This is a genomic window from Sorangium sp. So ce375, from assembly GCF_051473855.1.
GTDB lineage: Bacteria > Myxococcota_A > Polyangia > Polyangiales > Polyangiaceae > Sorangium.
The window spans coordinates 7,452,046-7,467,484 of record NZ_CP150335.1; the positions used below are offsets into that span (position 1 = coordinate 7,452,046).

Below are 15,439 nucleotides of genomic sequence, written 5' to 3' on the forward strand. Positions count from 1 at the left end.
CGTCGGCGATGGCCTGGATCCGGAGCCCGCGCTCCGGCGCCGGGCACGCAGGAGCTTCAGCGCATGAAGATGATGACCCTCGGACCCTTTGACGGGAACGCGTGGCTGCTCGGCCGGAAGATCGAGCGCACGGTCGCGGAGTGGAAGGAGCCCGCGCGGCTCGCGATCGTGGCCTTGCCGAGCGGGACGAAGCACGAGGAGTACCTCGCCGCGGTCGAGGACGCGACGGGCGTTCCGGTGGTCGGAGCCACAACCGGCGGGGCGTCGTTCACGGAGCGCGGCTTCAGCAGGAGCGGGGTGACGTGCGCGTTCCTCGGGGGAGCGAACGTCGACGTGGCGTGCACGGCGGCGCGCGAGCTGCGCGCGGATCACGGCAAGAGCATCAGGGCGGCGCTGAGCGACATGGACGAGGCCGTCTCGAGCGGCAGCGGGCGCAGCGGGGCGACGAGCTCGATCCTGGTGCTGGCGGACGCGTTCGCGTGCGACGGCGACGATCTGGTGGCCGCGCTCCGCCAGGGCGTGCCGCCGCACACGCGCGTCTTCGGCGGGACGGCGGGCGACGGGTGGACGTTCGAGGGGGCGCGTGTGTTCCTTGGCCACAAGGCGCTGACGGACGCGGCGGTCCTCGTGCGCCTGACGCACCGGCCCCGGGTGAACATCGACGTGGTGCACGGGTTCCGCGCGGCCGAGGGCGGGCGCGATTTCACGATCACCGACATCGAGCGGAACGTGCTCAGGACGCTGGACGGGCAGCCGGCGGCGCGGGTGTACGAGGAGGAGCTGTCGCGGCTCGGCTTCCGGTCGAGCGGCGAGGGGCTGCTCCAGACGATGGCGAAGCACGCGCTGGGGGCGAAGACGCCGTTCGGCGAGGCGCTGAAGGTCCGGTCGCCGATCGCGATCCGGGGGGACGGCGCGGTGGTGCTGACCGGGGGGCTGGCGCGGGGGCAGGTGGTGCGCGTCGTGAATGCGGCGACCGACGCGGTGCTCCAGGCGGCGAAGAGCCTGTCGACGAAGGTGCTCGGGGCGCTGCCCGCGGTGGCGGGTGCGCTGGTGTTCGACTGCGCCGCGCGGTTCCGGATGCTGGGGGAGCGGTACCGCGAGGAGGTGCGGGCGTTCCTCTCGCCCAACGCGGCAGCGTCGCACCCGATGTTCGGGATGGCGTGTTACGGGCAGATCGCGAAGTTCGGGGGGAGCGTCGAGGGGTTCCACAACACGAGCGCGGTCATGGTGGCGTGGGGGGACTCCGAGCAGGGGACGGCTGGCGGGTAGGCATTGCTGGGCTGATTCTCGCGCGCGGTGTGGGGGCTTTGCTGAACTGACCGGCCCAAAAGAGATGAGTCGTTCGATCGGAGCTTAGACGCCCTCGACGTTCGCGAAGGTGCGATGGCGTTGCACGGCTGTTCGTGGCACGCACAATGTCTGCACCGCGGCGAGAGTGTCACCGGAGAGCAATCGTTCGCGAGAGACCTTCTGGGGATCGACAGCGCTGGACGTCGAGCTGCGTCCGGCGAGGGCGGGTCGATGCGGTCCGTTCACGGCACGCTGGCTCCGTCGCGAGAGGGGCGCATGTCGAACTTGAAGACGCAGGGGCCCGTCGACGCGGACGGGACGATCGACGGGAAGTACAGGCTCGTCGCGAAGATCGGCGAGGGGGCCATGGGCTCCGTCTGGTCGGCGATCAACGTCGCCACCGGACGAGAGGTGGCGGTCAAACGGCTGATCCGCGCGGAGCCGGAGCTCCGGCGACGGCTCGAGCGGGAGGCGCGGAGCTGCGGCGCGCTCCAGCACCGGAACGTCGTCGATGTCTACGACATGGCCGAGACGGCCGCCGGCGAGCCGTTCCTGGTGATGCAGCTGCTCTCGGGAGAGACGCTGGCCGAGCTCCTTTCGCGCAGGCGCCGCGTCGAGCCGGAGCTCGGGGCGGCCATCGGCAGGGACGTCGCGAGAGGCCTCGCAGCAGCACACGCGCTCCACATCGTCCACCGAGATCTGAAGCCCTCGAACATCTTCCTGCACCGAGAGCCCGGCGCGGACGGGTGGGTCGTCAAGGTGCTCGACTTCGGCGTCGCCAAGAACCTCTCGATCAACGACGGACTCCACACCATGCCAGGCGGGGCGGTCGGGTCCCCGCTCTACATGAGCCCGGAACAGGCCAGGGCGGACAGCGATATCGACCATCGCACCGATATCTGGACGCTCGGCGTCGTGCTCTTCGAGATGCTCACCGGAGAGCGGCCGTTCGGCGGGAGCCCCACCGAGATCTTCAGCGCCATCCTGACCGGCGAGATCCCTACCCTGGCGCGGACGCTCTGGCGCGTGGACGGGCGGCTCGTGGACATCGTCGCCCGCTGCATGAAGCGAGACCGCGAGGAACGGTTCGCGACAGCAGCAGAGGTGGCCAAGCTGCTCGACGAGATCGCGACCGCAAGACGAGCGCTCCCCGCCACGCCCGGGAAGACACACGAGGTGACCGAGGCGGCGCCGCCAAAGGCCGCCGCGCAAAGGCCGCACCGCTCGCAGACCTCGAGAGCGGGCAGCGCCGCGAGAGCGGGCAGCGCAGCAGACGCCGCAGGCACGGGAAAGGCCGCGCCGGGCCGCCGGGGGGACGCCGTGAGCTCGACGACACCGGTGATCACGAGCTCCTCCGCGGCGAACCTCGCCAGCCACGACGCCTCACCCGGGACGCCCGAGCCTGCGAGGCGCAGCGAGCGCCCGAGGCGGCACCCCAGGGTCGTCGCCACGGCACCGGCGCTCGCGGTGGGCGCGCTCATCGCCATGGGGTTGGCCGTATCGCAGACGTGCGCGCCTCGCGCCGCGGCACCGGCGCTCGAGAGCTCCAGCTCGCCGGCGCCGGCATCGCCGCGCCCGCCTGAATCCGGCGGGGCGGCCGCAAGCCCGGCCGGGGCGATCCCGGCGGAGCCCGCCCACGCCGGCGAAGGCCCCAGGGGGACAACGGTGGATGGAGCGAGCCTTGCGCCTGAACCGCCGGCGCCGGCGCCGACATCCAATCAGCGTGCGCCCGCGCCGTCCGCCGGCACGAGCGCGCGGACGCCCCCCTCGCCGCGCCGGCCCTCGTCCCGACGGCCGAAGGCCAATCCCTGCGCGGGAGAGATGGGGCTTTTGCAGAGCATCTGTCTCGCCACCGCAGCGCGAGAGCGCAGCCCCCAGAAGCCGCGGCGATGAGGCACGGCGAGCTCCAGAGCCCAACGCTTTGACAGACACCCCTGACCTGCCGCACCGCAAGGGCCCGCGCCGCGGCGAGATGAACGAGACGCGGCGCCCCCCCCCGCGCCGCCCGCACACCGTCATGAACCCATGTCATCGACGTGCAGGAGGTACACCATGATGCGTGTTCTGACCTCTGGCCGGCGCGCGGCCGGAGCGGCGCTGGGCGCGATCCTCTGCGCGGCGAGCGCGGAGACGGTCGCCTTCGCAGGACCCCACGAGGCGACCGGGGCGCCGCACGACGACAGCGCACGCGCGGCGCGCATCTACAGCGCCGGCGTCGCGGCAGCGAGGGAGGATCGCTGGCAGGACGCCTATGCGGCTTACCTCGAGGCGTGGAAGCTCAAGCAGCACTTCCAGATCGCGGCGAACCTCGCGCGGGCAGAGCTCAAGCTGGGGAAATACCGCGACGCCGCGGAGCACATCGCGTTCTTTCTGCGCGAGGCAGGGGGCATGAGCGAGCTCGACCGCGCGCGAGCACGGCAGATGCTCGACGAGGCCAAGGCACAGATCGCCACGCTCACGCTCGCCGTGAGCCGACCGGGGGCCACCGTGCTCGTCGACGGCGCCCCCGCGGGGATCTCGCCGCTCTCGCGAGAAGTGTACGTCGAGCCTGGGGCGAGGACGATCGAGGCGCAGCTCCAGGGAGAGCGCACGGCCAGGGCCTCGGTGGTGCTCGGGGCGGGGGCCTCGCAGACCGTGGAGCTCCGGTTCGCGGAGCGCGCAGCGGCGGCGACTCAACCCCCGACGCAGCCGCAAGCCCGGACGCAGCCACGGCGCCCGTCCCCGGCTCAGGCGCGCGAGCACGTCGGGCCGAGCATGGTGATCCTCGCCGCCGGCGGCGCGGCCACGGGGCTCGCCCTGGGAACCGCCGTCGTCTTGAGGGTCATCGCCGATGGGCGCGCGCGATCGGGCAGCGAGGCCGCGGTGCCGGGCGCGGACTCCTGCTATGCGAGCGAGCCCGAGTCGCTCGGCGGCACGCGGTGCCGCGAGGTGCACCGGCACCGGACCGATGCCGCGCGCCTCTACAACGCCTCGACCGGGATCTTCGCGGCAGCCGGCGTGCTCGGCGCGGCGACCGTGGGCTATGCGCTGTACGGATCATCGCGCACCGACGGGAAACCGTGGGTGACGGCCGCTCCCGTGGCGCTGGCGCCAGGAGCAGGGATCTCGCTGAACATGCGGTGGTGACGTCGAGGAGTGGCATCATGCGACATGGGCTGTTGAACGAGGCTCGTCGGCTGCGGTCCGCCGCGGTGATCGCCGCGGCGCTGCGCGCGACCGCGTGCCAGGAGGCGCCGGAGTGTGTGCACTGCGGGGATCCGGATCCGGCGCCCGTCCCGGAGGCGGTAGACGGATGTGGCGTGTTCGCGAGCGCGCGCGCCGCGTCTCCGGGCACCGGGACGAGCGGCGATCCGTTCGCGCGCCTGCAAGACGCGATCGACGCCGCGCAAGGCAGGAAGGTGTGCGCGTGCGCCGGCCAGGCGTTCACCGAGGCGGTGACGCTTCGGACGGGGATCGATGTGCGCGGGGATTACACGTGTGATGGGGAGTGGACGCGGAGCGCGGATACGAAGAGCACGATCGAGGGGCCGGCTGGACAGATCGCGCTGACGCTGACGGCCGAGGCCGGCGGGGCGACGGTGCAAGGATTCGCGATCTCCGCGGCGAGCGCGACGGAGCGCGGCGGGTCGTCCATCGCGGTCGCAGTGGCGGACGTCGCGGCGCAGCTGAAGCAGATCGACGTCATGGCCGGCGACGGGATGCCCGGCGCGGACAGCGAGCGGGAGGAGCTCCCGGCGACCGCCGGCGGGGGCGCGCCGACAGAGGGCCCGAGCGCACCGACGAACGCCTGGGCAGATGTGCCGCGAGGCGGTGAGCCCGGAGGGAACACGTGCGGCCATGTGATCACCGACGGCGGCGCGGGCGGGCGTGGCGGGGTGCCGTCATTCAACACGTCGGACAGCATGGGGAGTCCAGGCGAACCCGGCAAACCGAGCTCGGATGCCGTGGCGGACGACAACGGGGGCGACGTCGACAGCGCGGGATACGGCCGCAATGGCTTCGACGGCGCTGCCGGCGACATCGGGCTCGCCGGCGACGGCGGAGCGCACGGGCGGCTCCGCCTGACAGGGATCACGGGGCGCGATGGCGATTCAGGCAAACCGGGGACGCCGGGCCGCGGGGGCGGAGGCGGAGCCGGCTCAAAATTCCTGGAGTCCGTCCCGCGATTCGGGGCCCCTCCGGTGATCGGCGCTGGCGCGAGCGGCGGCGGAGGCGGCGCAGGCGGGTGCGGCGGCAATGGCGGCGCCGGGGGGAAGGCCGGAGGCTCCAGCATCGGAATCGTGAGCCTGGGGACGCAGCTCGTCTTGGCCGAGGTCAATATCGTCGTTGGGCGCGGCGGCGCGGGGGGAAAGGGAGCAGCTGGGCAGCTCGGCGGGCCAGGAGGGCAAGGCGCAGCGGCCGGCGTCAACGAATTCGAGCCGGATGTGCCTTATGCGGGCAAGGGAGGGAACGGCGGTCCCGGCGGCAACGGCGGACCGGGCGGCGGCGGGGCCGGCGGACACGCGATCGGCATTGCATACGACGCTGCCCCGGACGCCGCGCCGCCGTTGAACGCCGTCACCCATGGACCTGCGGGTGAAGGCGGTCTGGGGGGACCTGGGCATTCATCGAGGCCTGGCCACGCCGGCGTCGACGCCGCGTGCTGGAGCTTCCAGACGAGCTCGATCTGCCCGCGGTAGGAGCGCCGCCGCCACGCCACGTCCCTCGAAGGAGGCCTATTCGAACACGGGCGCGCTGTCGAACACCGTGGGCTCCGAGGTCCCAACGGCCTTCGGCGGCGTCCTGCGTTGTCTCGACCGCGCTGGCGCCCGCGGCGGCCCCTCGCGCAGCGCCGCTCGTGAAGAGCCCGCGTCCGCCGGCGACGCCTCCGGCGGGCTCGAGGCCGCCGGCGCGGGCGCTGCGAGGGCCGGCGCACTCCCCATCACCACGCCTCGCGGCGCCGCGACATCCGCTCTCCGCTCCGCCTCGCGCGAGGCCTCCGGCATGGTGCCGAGCAACGACCCCACCGCGGCCAGCGCCGCGCCGGCGCCGAGGACCGCTGCCCTCCTGACCCACCTCCGCGGTCGCGGCGTCTCCGCCGCACGCCGGCGCTCGTCCCGCTCGCTCTCCGCCGCCACCGCTCGCGTGCCCGCCTGCGCCGTGCCGGCCGCGGCTTCCCCGCGCCCCTCGGCCCGCGCCCCCTCGCTCTGCTCGGCCAGCGCCTGCCCACCCTGCTCGGCCCGGGTCTCCGGTCCCGCACACGCCGCGCCCGCGCTCGCACCGGGAACCGGCGCGAGCCGCGCCGCATACCGCTCCCGCCAGCCCACGGCCCGCGGCGCCTCCACGCCGTAGGGCCTCGCGCCGAACACGGCGCGGGCGACGTCCGCCTCGTCCTCGGGCACCTGCTCGATGCGCAGGAGCCGGCCCTTGTGATCCTCCGGCGCGACGTCGCGCTCGGCCACGAGCCGCACCGACAGCCCGCCCGGGATATCCGCCTCTCGACCCGTGGTGATCGCGGTCCACCGGATGTTCGACCGGAAGAGCACCGCCGCCAGCCGCGAAGCCACGCTCGCGATGGATCCGAACGGCTCGGCGTCGCCATGGACGATCACAATCCGCCTCGGCTCCGCGCCCGCGACCCACGCCCACGGCAGGTCGCTCCGCGGGAGGCGCGGGAGATCGCGAAACGCATCCACATACCGCTCCACCTCGCCGCGCGCGCCGTCCGGGCGCTCCAGGACGGCGCGCACGTACGCCCGGTAGAACGCCTCCGCGGGCGAGCCCGCCTCTCCGCCGCCCGTGGCGCGCCGGTGGAACGAGGTGATCGCCTCGAGCAGCGACGCGCGCCGCACCTCGCGATCGATCGCGAGGATCCCGTGCGCGAACGGCGGGTGCCCCCTCCCCGCGTGGTCCGTCGCGCCGCCGATCCGGAACGCGAAGATCAGCGCGATCGCGCCGTGCCCCGCCTCGTGCTGGGTATCGTCGCGCGAGAGGTTGCCGATCGCGAACGCGTGCGCGCCGCTCGTCTGCGGCTCGATGTACTTCATCAGCCGCGCGAGGTGGCTGAAGTGCGTCGGCGTCAGGGCCCCCTGGGGCACCTCGGGGCCGTACATGAAGTCGATCTGGTGCTCCGGGACGTTCCCGTGGAGCACGTGATACCACGGCGCGTCGTCGTCGGCGCGGTAGCGCAGGGGCTCGTAGCCCGCGGCGGCTCCGTCACTCCTGCCCATTGAGCTCGACCCGCGGGGCCGCAAGCCGCGCCGCCTGCGACACCACGGCCGGCGCGGAGACGTCCTGCTTGATCCGCTGGAGGAGCTGGCCGTCGTAGGCGTGCTTCGGCAGGATGCGCTCGACGAGGTGCGAGAACAGGTGGTGTGTGCCGTGGCCGTAGCTCGCGGACCCCACGAGCACCCGCGTGTCCACGTGGTTCTTGAACCGCTCGATCCCGTCGATCAGCGGCCGATAGAGCTTGCGCGCCTCGGCGTCGATCTCGGCCGGCGTCCCGGCGAGGACGTCCGACTTGTTGATGAACAGGACGACGGCCTTGCACGCGGCCAGCGTCTTCGAGCCGAAGAAATAGCGGAGCGACTGCGGCTGGAACTCCCGTATCTGCTCCTCTATCCGGGCCAGATCCACCTGCCGCCCGTCGTTGGCCGCGAGATCGACCACGAGGAGGAGGCCATGGACCTCTTCCATCACGAGCTCGTGCTGGGCCTCCACGAGGTGCTCTCCGCCCCAGTCGCCGATCTCGAAGATGTGCTCGGTCAGCTCGTCTTTGTTGGACACGTGGCTCACGGTCCGCTCGTAACGCTCGATCTTCGTCCCTTGCAGCTTGCCGAGATCGACGAGGGGATTGGCCCACTTCAGCGTGAGCGACGTCTTTCCGGTCCCTTTGATGCCGAGCGTCAGGATCCTGTACCGCTTCTGCGTGAGCTTGGGCCGGACGTCCAGCTCCCGCCTCAGCCAGTCGATCTCGCGCTGCTGGGCGTCGAGCCACTCGACCTTCTGGCGCTCTTCGCTCTGGACGCGCCCGAGCGACTCCCGGTCATAGGCGAGCTCCGCCCGCAGATGGTCGAGCTCCGCGGTGGCGCGACGGAGGGCCTCTCCCTGCTGGGCTGTGTCGCGCAGCTGTCCTCTCAGCGCGGCCGTCCGCGCCGCCAGCCATGCCATGCCGGCGCCGCAGCCGAGCGTGCCGAGCCCGAAGAGGATCGAAAGTTCGACGGTCATTTTCGCACCTCGCCCCCGCCCGACAGGCGGACTTGCGCGGGCCGCTCCACGGCGGACGGCCCGCGCCCCCCGCGGTGTCCAAGGGCTTGAGTGCTATCACAGCGCGCCTCCACGACCAGCGGAGTCGTGGAACTGCGTAGAGATCGAGGTGCCGTGTCCCGAACGTTACGCGCGCGCTGTCTGTCGACGTCGCGCGCGGGCTGGCGTCGCGCGGCGCCCCGGCCGCACGGGGTCGCGTCAGAACCCGAGCGATCGGATCGCCTTGCGGATCGTGTCCGCGCTGGCCCGGACGCCGGCCTCCTCCTCGGGGCTCATGGGGATGGGCAGCCGCGACGCGACGCCGGACCGGTTCACGATGCACGGCACGCTCAGGCAGACATCGTCGATCCCGCGATAGCCGCTCAGCAGGCTGCTGACGGGCAGCACCCGGTTCTCGTCGCGGAGCAGGGCTTCGAGGATCTTGGCGGTCGCGAGGCCGATAGCGTAGTTCGTCGCGCCCTTGCCTGATATCACCTGGGCGGCGGCGTTCTTCACGTTGGAGAAGATCTCGGCCCGGTCGCTCGCGCCGAGCGCGGCGTGGCCGGGCACGGACCACGCGTCGAGCGGGATGTTCGCGACGCTCGCGCTGCTCCACAGCGGCACCTCGCTGTCCCCGTGCTCGCCCGCGATGTACGCGTGGACGTTCTGCACGGCCACGTCGAGCCGCCTCGCGATAAGGAACCTGAACCGGCTGCTGTCGAGCACCGTGCCGCTGCCGATCACGCGGGCGGGCGGGAGGCCGGTCAGCTTGAGCGTGACATACGTGATCACGTCGACCGGGTTCGTGACGAGCAGATAGAGCGCGTCGGGCGCGACGGCCTGGAGCCTCGGCAGGAGCTCGCGGCATATCGCGACGTTCGCGGTGGCGAGGTCCATCCGGCTCTGCCCCGGCTTCTGCTTCGCGCCGGCGGTGATGACGACGACGTCCGCCCCGCGGCAGACCTCGACGTCATCGCTGCCCTCGAGCGCGGCCGCCGGCACGAACTGCAGCCCATGGTTGAGGTCGAGCACCTCGGCGTCGACCTTGGCCCGGTTCACATCGAAGAGGGCGACCTGCTCCGCCGCGCCGCGGAGCAGGCACGCATAGGCGATCGTCGCGCCGACGCTGCCAGCGCCCACGATCGCGACCTTGCTGGGAGAGACCGACCGGTGTTCAGGCATACCGCCCGGGTACCGCAGGGAGGCGGCTGAACCAAGGCAATTCGGGCCGCAGAGCCGCGCGGGCTCAGCGGTGGCCGCCCGGCGGCGGGGCGGCCGGCGCCACGACGATCGCCGGCAGGACCAGCGGCGCCGCCTTCGGGTCGGCGGCGGGCCCTGCGGCGCCGGCGACGCCCGCGGCGGGCCCCGCGGCGAACGCTGGGGGCCCTATCTCGACGGCGAGGGCCGGCTGCGCCGTGGCGGGGCTGAGCGCCACGCCCTCGTCGCGGCACGCGCGGAAGAACGCCTTCATGACCTCGGACTCCAGCAGATCGTGGCGCTCGAAGTCGGCGATCCAGAACTTGATGACATAGCGCTGGAAGAGCGGCGTGACGGCGGCGAGCCAGAGCCTGGGCGCGGGCTCGCGGAGCACCTCGGGCACCTCCGCGCAGGCGCGCCGGGCCGCGCGCTCCACCGCCTCGGGGGAGGCGGCGAGCGCGACGAGCATCTCGATGTTGCGCGCGCAGTTCCGGTCCGGCGCGCAGAAGTTCTGCACGCGCGCCTTGGCGATGATCGAGTTCGGCAGGATAACGACGTCTCCGGAGAACGTCCTGAGGCGCGTGGAGCGCCATCCCACGTAGATCACCTGCCCCTCGACCCCGTCGACGAGGATCCAGTCGCCGACGCCGAACGACCGCTCGGAGTGCAGGGCGAGCCCGGCGAAGAGGTTGCCCAGGGTGTCCTGCAGCGCGAGGCCGAGGACCACCGTGATGACGGTCGAGGTCGCGAGCAGCGGCACGAGGTCGACCCCGGTGACCGCGCCGACGATCGACAGCCCGGCGACCAGGTAGAGGATCGTGAGCAAGAGGTGCCGGACGAGCGCGGGGAGCTGCACCTTCCGGCGCTCGGCGAGCCAGTAGTCGATGATCAGCGTCTCGGCGATCTCGATGGCGAGGTACGACGCGAGGGCGAGCTCCAGGAGGAGCACGCCCTTGTGGAGCATGGGCAGCTCTCCCCCGCGAAGGGAGATGAACGCGTGCATCGCGAGCAGCGCGACGAGCATGCGCGCCGGCAGCCGCATGCGGCGGACGAGGAGGTCGTCGAGCGACGTCTGCGTGGCGCCCGCGAGGCGCGAGAGCGAGGCGAAGACCAGGCGGTAGACGAAGAAGCCGAGCGCGAGGACGGAGGCCGAGATCGCCAGCGCGACGGGCAACGAAGCGGGAGCGCGGATGAGGTCGGCCCAGAGCGCGGGGAGCCGGTCGAGGTTCACGCGGCCGAGTCTGCCACAACTCCGCCACGACCCGAGCGCGGCGATCGGTCGCCGAGCGGCGCCCGGGGGCGTAGACTCCCTCCATGGACGACATTCGCGAACTCAGCGACGACGAGGCCCGGGTGGCAGAGCTGGTGCGCTCAGCGCGGCGCGTCGCCGTGCTCGGCATCAAGACCGAGGCGCAGTCGGATCAGCCAGCGTTCTACGTGCCGAGCTACCTGCAGGGCGCGGGAGTCGAGGTGATCCCGGTCCCTGTCTATTACCCTGACGTGAAGACCATCCTCGGCCAGCAGGTCTATCGCCGGGTGGCCGACGTCCCGGGCCCCATCGACATCGTCGATGTCTTCCGGCGGGGTCAGGACGTCGCCGCGCACCTCGACGACCTGCTCGCCGCGAGGCCGCGCGCCGTCTGGCTGCAGAGCGGCATCCGGAACGACCAGGTGGCCGAGCGGCTGGTCGAGGCCGGCATCCTGGTCGTGCAAGACCGCTGCCTGATGGTCGAGCACCGCCGCCACGCAGGGCGGGGCTGAGGCGCCGAACGTCGTCGAGGACATCGACCTCCTCCGCGCCTCCCATCCACCTCGTTCCGAGGCAGCGCCGCGAGGCTCGGCGCCGGGAGGTCGGACGCGGCCTCGCCGTGGGGCGGCTACGCCGCTCGGTGCTGCGTCCCCTTGCCGTACGTGATCGCCACGAAATCCCCCGGCTCGTGGACGATCATCCGGTGCCACACCCCTTGCGGGACCGTGCACGCCGTCCCTGCGCGCAGCGCGACGACCCGCTCGCTGCCCTGGTCCTGCAGCACCACGTCGATCGTGCCCGAGAGGAGGTACAGGATCTCGTCCCCGGCCGGGTGCATCTCCCACCGGGGCGTGTCCTCGGCCATGTGAAACCTCGTCACGAGCCAGCCGTCCACGTGCTTGACCCGCCGGATGTCGGCGGCCGTCGTCTCGTCGGACATGAGCTCTTGCCAGAACGTCGGCTTCACATCGATCTGCAGCGCATCCCCCCCGTCCGCGAGGTGCAGGTACGTGCTGCGGAGATCGAACCCAGGCTGTCTCGGCTCGGCCATCTTTCCCTCCCCCGTCTCGACTGAGGGCGTCCATGCCAGCAGGGCTCCCGCACCGCGTCAATCCGCTCTTCCCACCGTCGCCCCCGCCGACGCGACCGGTGCGTCCCAGGCGCCCCGAGCGAGCCCGCCGGGCTCTACTGAACAAACGCTCCCATCCCGACCGGGACGCGCTACACTGCGCGCGCCGCGCCCGCCTCTTCGCCCGGAGCACTCCGCACCATGCCGCGCCCCGTGAACAACCCTCCGAACCCGTGGTCGTCGACGCAGGTCGAGTACCTCGAAGAGGCGCCCCCGGCGACGCTGCAGATCTTCGAGGAGCAGGCCCGCTCCATCGTGACCGCGAACGACAGCCCCGATCTTCCATTCCGGTACAGCGTCAACCCGTACCGGGGCTGCCTTCACGCGTGCGCCTACTGTTATGCCCGGCCGTCGCACCAGTACCTCGGGTGGGGCGCCGGAACGGATTTCGACCGCAAGATCGTGGTCAAGTCGAATGCGCCCGAGCTGCTCGAGAAGGAGCTCAACAAGCCGAGCTGGCAGGGAGACACGATCGTGTTCTCCGGCAATGTCGATTGCTACCAGCCGCTCGAGGCGAGCTATGAGCTCACCCGCCGTTGCCTCGAGGTGTGCCTTGCGTTCAGGAACCCGGTCGGGCTCATCACGAAGGGCGCGCTGGTGCGGCGCGACGCCGTGTTGCTTGGCGAGCTCGCGCGCCGGGCGCGCGCCCGGGTCCACTTCAGCATCCCGTTCGCCGACGACGCGGTGGCGCGCAAGATGGAGCCGTATGCGAGCCGCTCGTCGCTGCGCTTCGCCGCGATGCGGGCGCTCTCCGACGCTGGCGTACCGACGGGGATCTCGCTGTCGCCGATGATCCCTGGCCTGAACGACAGCGATGTCCCCGAGCTCCTGGAGCGCGCGCGGGACGCCGGCGCAGAGAGCGCGTTCATGATGCCGCTGCGCCTGCCGCGCGAGGTGCTCCCGGTCTTCGACGAGCGCCTGGAGGAGGCCTTCCCGGACCGCGCCGCCAAGGTCCGCCGCGGTATCCAGGAGATGCGGGGCGGCAAGATGAACGAGGCCGCCTTCGGGGCGCGCTTCCAGGGCGCGGGGCCGCGCTGGGCGGCCATCCAGCGGCTGTTCGAGGTCCACTGCCAGCGGCTCGGGCTGAACCGGGCGCGCGTGGGCGACGCGGCCGACGAGGCGGAAGAGCGCTCGACCTTCCGGCGGCCGAGCCGGCAGGGGACGCTGTTCGATCTTTGAGCGCGGCGCTCGTTCACTCGGGGAAGAGAAGGCCGTACGGGCTCCCTCAGGGCATACCGGCCAGCCTCATTGCAGGTGCTGGTAGAACTCCGCCGCCTCGAGGCGGTTCATCGAGCCGGACGGACCGGTGACCACCGTGTGTTGACCGGCCACCAGCAGACCGCTCGCGGAGAGCTCCTTCATGCCGCTGGCGACCTGCTCCGGAGTGGCCCCCGACACGGACAGATCGATGCCGTCGAGCGGGCCGCTCACGCTGGTATTCAGGCTCTGCTCGGAGAAGTAGGGGCATGGGTACGTCTTGCAGACGGTCCGGGCGTCATCGACTCGAGAGAAGTGCCCTTTCGGCGTGTTGCCAGTCGCCCCAAGCCAGATCTCGCTGGCGACGAGCACGTCGGCTGGCCGCAGCCCGCGGCTCGCGACGAGCGTCAGCTCGCCACGGACCAGCGCCGTCCCCGCGCCGAACGCCTCCTTGGCCTTGGCCTCCGTCGACGGATCGAGCCCGAGCCTCGCTAGATCAAGCTCGAACATATGGCATTCTTCTTGCCATGTCCCATCAGCGCAGCGAGTCACGCTTGTATTGACGCGGGCGACGAAATGACCGCCGCAGATCGGTGCGATGCACTTGCGGTAGTCAGGGCGGGTCACGATGAAATAGTCGGCGACGGCGATCTCGGCCGCGGCCACCGCGCCGAGATCGCCCTTGGCGGCGAGCTCGCTCTGCGCCTCGTCCAATGCGAGGGCATCCTCTGCGGGGACCTCGCACGCGAGCGACGGCAGGGCCAGCGAGCCGAGCAGCGCGAGCAGCGAGATGGGATGACGGGTCAGGTTGAACATCGGTGTTCTCCAGGAGCGGACACAGTGTTAAGGAGATGCGGGCGCCTCGGCCTGTCCGCGAGCTCGTGGCGCCCTCGTGGGCTTCCGCGGGTCGGAGCAGCGATCTGTCGCGAGCGCGGTATGCCCCTGAGGGGAGATCCCACACGCTTCGGAGTCGTCAAGCCCGAACTGCGGGACCTGCGCTGTAGTGACAGAATATTTTGGATGCGATCCGGCCCCCTGGGAAATCGACGCTGGTTCAATAACTCTGTCTATGCGTCGAGGGGGCCGCCTTCATTGCAGATGCTCTACGAGCAGCGCCGGACGATGCTCAGCGCGAGCGGCGCGGAGCTCACCAGCAGTTGCCGTCAGGCTGATTGTTGATGTCGACCCAGAAGCGCGGCGCGGTGCCGACGTTGCCGTACGCCGTGAAGTTCCAGCCCCAGCCGTCGTGAAACTCGGCCACTTCCCATCCCGCGCCGAACTCCGCCGCGCAGTACGCGTTCACCGCCGCTCGGCTGTTCAGGCCGGCCGCCGCAGGCGCCACCGCCGGCGTCGTCGCCACCACGTTGCCTGACCAGACGTGCTTGGCGTCCGGTGACACGGTGAACGTCGCCGGTTCAGGGAGCGCCAGCGGATTTTTGCACAAAACTGGCAGTGGCGTCGAGCACGACGTGTCGCCGTGGTAAGGATCGCAATCGAAGCTGCCTGGCTGGCAACCGACCTGGAGCACGCCCGTGATCGGGTCGGCGCCGTACTTGCCCCACGTCATCCCCTTGCCGCTATCGGGCGTGCCGCTATCAGGCGCGCAGTCCGGCGCGGTCAGGGTCGCATTCGTATAGGGAAAGTCTGGGTCTATGCCCGGATAGGCATGCACGCCGGTGCCCATCACGATCTCGACCGTGTACGTCGCACCCGGCGTCAGCGACAGCGGCGGCGACGTGTACACCGGGGTGATGTACGGATCGCCCGGGCTCACGTAGGGCGACACCAGCGCACCCGATGCGTCCATGATCTTGACCCACTGATCGGCGGCTGGCTGATAGGACGCGTGGCCGGTGTAGCTGGAGAACTCGATGAACGCGTCGCTGCTTCCCTCGATGCACTGGATCGTGGGAGCTGTGAACCGAATAAGCTCCTTGGCGACGGGCGAACACGCGGGATCGTCGTCCGTGCACGATCGGTCCTCTATCTCGACGCACGCCGCGGCGGCGAGCATGATCGCGACGAGCGCAGCTCGCCGTGCCAGGATTTCGACCCTGTGAATCTCCGGTTGAGCGTGGAATCGGTTGAGCGCAGGCTTGGTGGCGTTCATGAGAAGCTCCTCGGCGCACGGAACGACTCGCCGTGCGCCACAT

Annotated in this window: 13 protein-coding genes; 6 read left to right on the forward strand and 7 right to left on the reverse strand. The window is 71.4% G+C overall.

The genetic code is table 11. From position 1 onward, the window contains the following. Positions 1–63: 63 nt before the first annotated feature. The 4 genes from WME90_RS27485 to WME90_RS27500 all read left to right on the forward strand — a co-directional run bounded on the left by WME90_RS27485 (position 64) and on the right by WME90_RS27500 (position 5,969). A complete protein-coding gene (locus tag WME90_RS27485) occupies positions 64–1,269 on the forward strand; it encodes an FIST signal transduction protein (RefSeq protein WP_437274973.1) in 1,206 nt (401 codons plus the stop codon). Positions 1,270–1,566: 297 nt separating this feature from the next. Then, a complete protein-coding gene (locus tag WME90_RS27490; RefSeq protein WP_437274974.1) occupies positions 1,567–3,183 on the forward strand; it encodes a serine/threonine-protein kinase in 1,617 nt (538 codons plus the stop codon). Positions 3,184–3,342: 159 nt separating this feature from the next. Continuing rightward, a complete protein-coding gene (locus tag WME90_RS27495) occupies positions 3,343–4,416 on the forward strand; it encodes a hypothetical protein (protein ID WP_437274975.1) in 1,074 nt (357 codons plus the stop codon). Between the two features lie 17 nt (positions 4,417–4,433). Continuing rightward, a complete protein-coding gene (locus tag WME90_RS27500; protein WP_437274976.1) occupies positions 4,434–5,969 on the forward strand; it encodes a hypothetical protein in 1,536 nt (511 codons plus the stop codon). Between the two features lie 36 nt (positions 5,970–6,005). Here WME90_RS27500 and WME90_RS27505 read toward each other — a convergent pair whose 3' ends face one another. From WME90_RS27505 to WME90_RS27520, 4 genes are all read right to left on the reverse strand, one after another. Further along, on the reverse strand, positions 6,006–7,499 hold the full coding sequence (locus WME90_RS27505; protein ID WP_437274977.1) for a hypothetical protein: 1,494 nt from the start codon (positions 7,497–7,499) through the stop codon (positions 6,006–6,008). After that, the gene (locus WME90_RS27510; protein ID WP_437274978.1) at positions 7,486–8,496 is read right to left on the reverse strand and encodes an ADP-ribosylation factor-like protein; all 1,011 of its coding nucleotides are present in this window, start codon (positions 8,494–8,496) and stop codon (positions 7,486–7,488) included. Before WME90_RS27510 ends, WME90_RS27505 begins: the two co-directional genes overlap by 14 nt. Positions 8,497–8,733: 237 nt before the next feature. Further along, positions 8,734–9,696, reverse strand: a complete 963-nt coding sequence (locus WME90_RS27515) for an L-lactate dehydrogenase (protein WP_437274979.1) — start codon at positions 9,694–9,696, stop codon at positions 8,734–8,736. A gap of 64 nt (positions 9,697–9,760) precedes the next feature. Next, positions 9,761–10,942, reverse strand: a complete 1,182-nt coding sequence (locus WME90_RS27520) for a mechanosensitive ion channel family protein (RefSeq protein ID WP_437274980.1) — start codon at positions 10,940–10,942, stop codon at positions 9,761–9,763. Positions 10,943–11,025: 83 nt separating this feature from the next. Between WME90_RS27520 and WME90_RS27525 the strand changes: the two genes are divergently transcribed. Then, positions 11,026–11,472, forward strand: coding sequence for a CoA-binding protein (locus WME90_RS27525; protein WP_437274981.1), 447 nt, complete (start codon positions 11,026–11,028; stop codon positions 11,470–11,472). Positions 11,473–11,588: 116 nt separating this feature from the next. Here the strand turns inward: WME90_RS27525 and WME90_RS27530 are convergent, their stop codons facing one another. Continuing rightward, positions 11,589–12,011, reverse strand: a complete 423-nt coding sequence (locus WME90_RS27530) for a cupin domain-containing protein (RefSeq protein ID WP_437274982.1) — start codon at positions 12,009–12,011, stop codon at positions 11,589–11,591. A 219-nt stretch (positions 12,012–12,230) separates the two neighbouring features. Here WME90_RS27530 and WME90_RS27535 point away from each other — a divergent pair, with 219 nt between their 5' ends. Beyond that, entirely contained in the window at positions 12,231–13,268 is a 1,038-nt protein-coding gene (locus tag WME90_RS27535) for a PA0069 family radical SAM protein (RefSeq protein ID WP_437274983.1), read from the forward strand. Positions 13,269–13,334: 66 nt separating this feature from the next. Here the strand turns inward: WME90_RS27535 and WME90_RS27540 are convergent, their stop codons facing one another. Continuing rightward, positions 13,335–14,102 carry a DUF6748 domain-containing protein gene (locus WME90_RS27540; protein WP_437274984.1) on the reverse strand — a complete coding sequence of 256 codons (768 nt, stop codon included), beginning with the start codon at positions 14,100–14,102 and terminating at the stop codon, positions 13,335–13,337. Between the two features lie 331 nt (positions 14,103–14,433). After that, positions 14,434–15,396 carry a hypothetical protein gene (locus WME90_RS27545; RefSeq protein WP_437274985.1) on the reverse strand — a complete coding sequence of 321 codons (963 nt, stop codon included), beginning with the start codon at positions 15,394–15,396 and terminating at the stop codon, positions 14,434–14,436. Positions 15,397–15,439 lie beyond the last annotated feature (43 nt).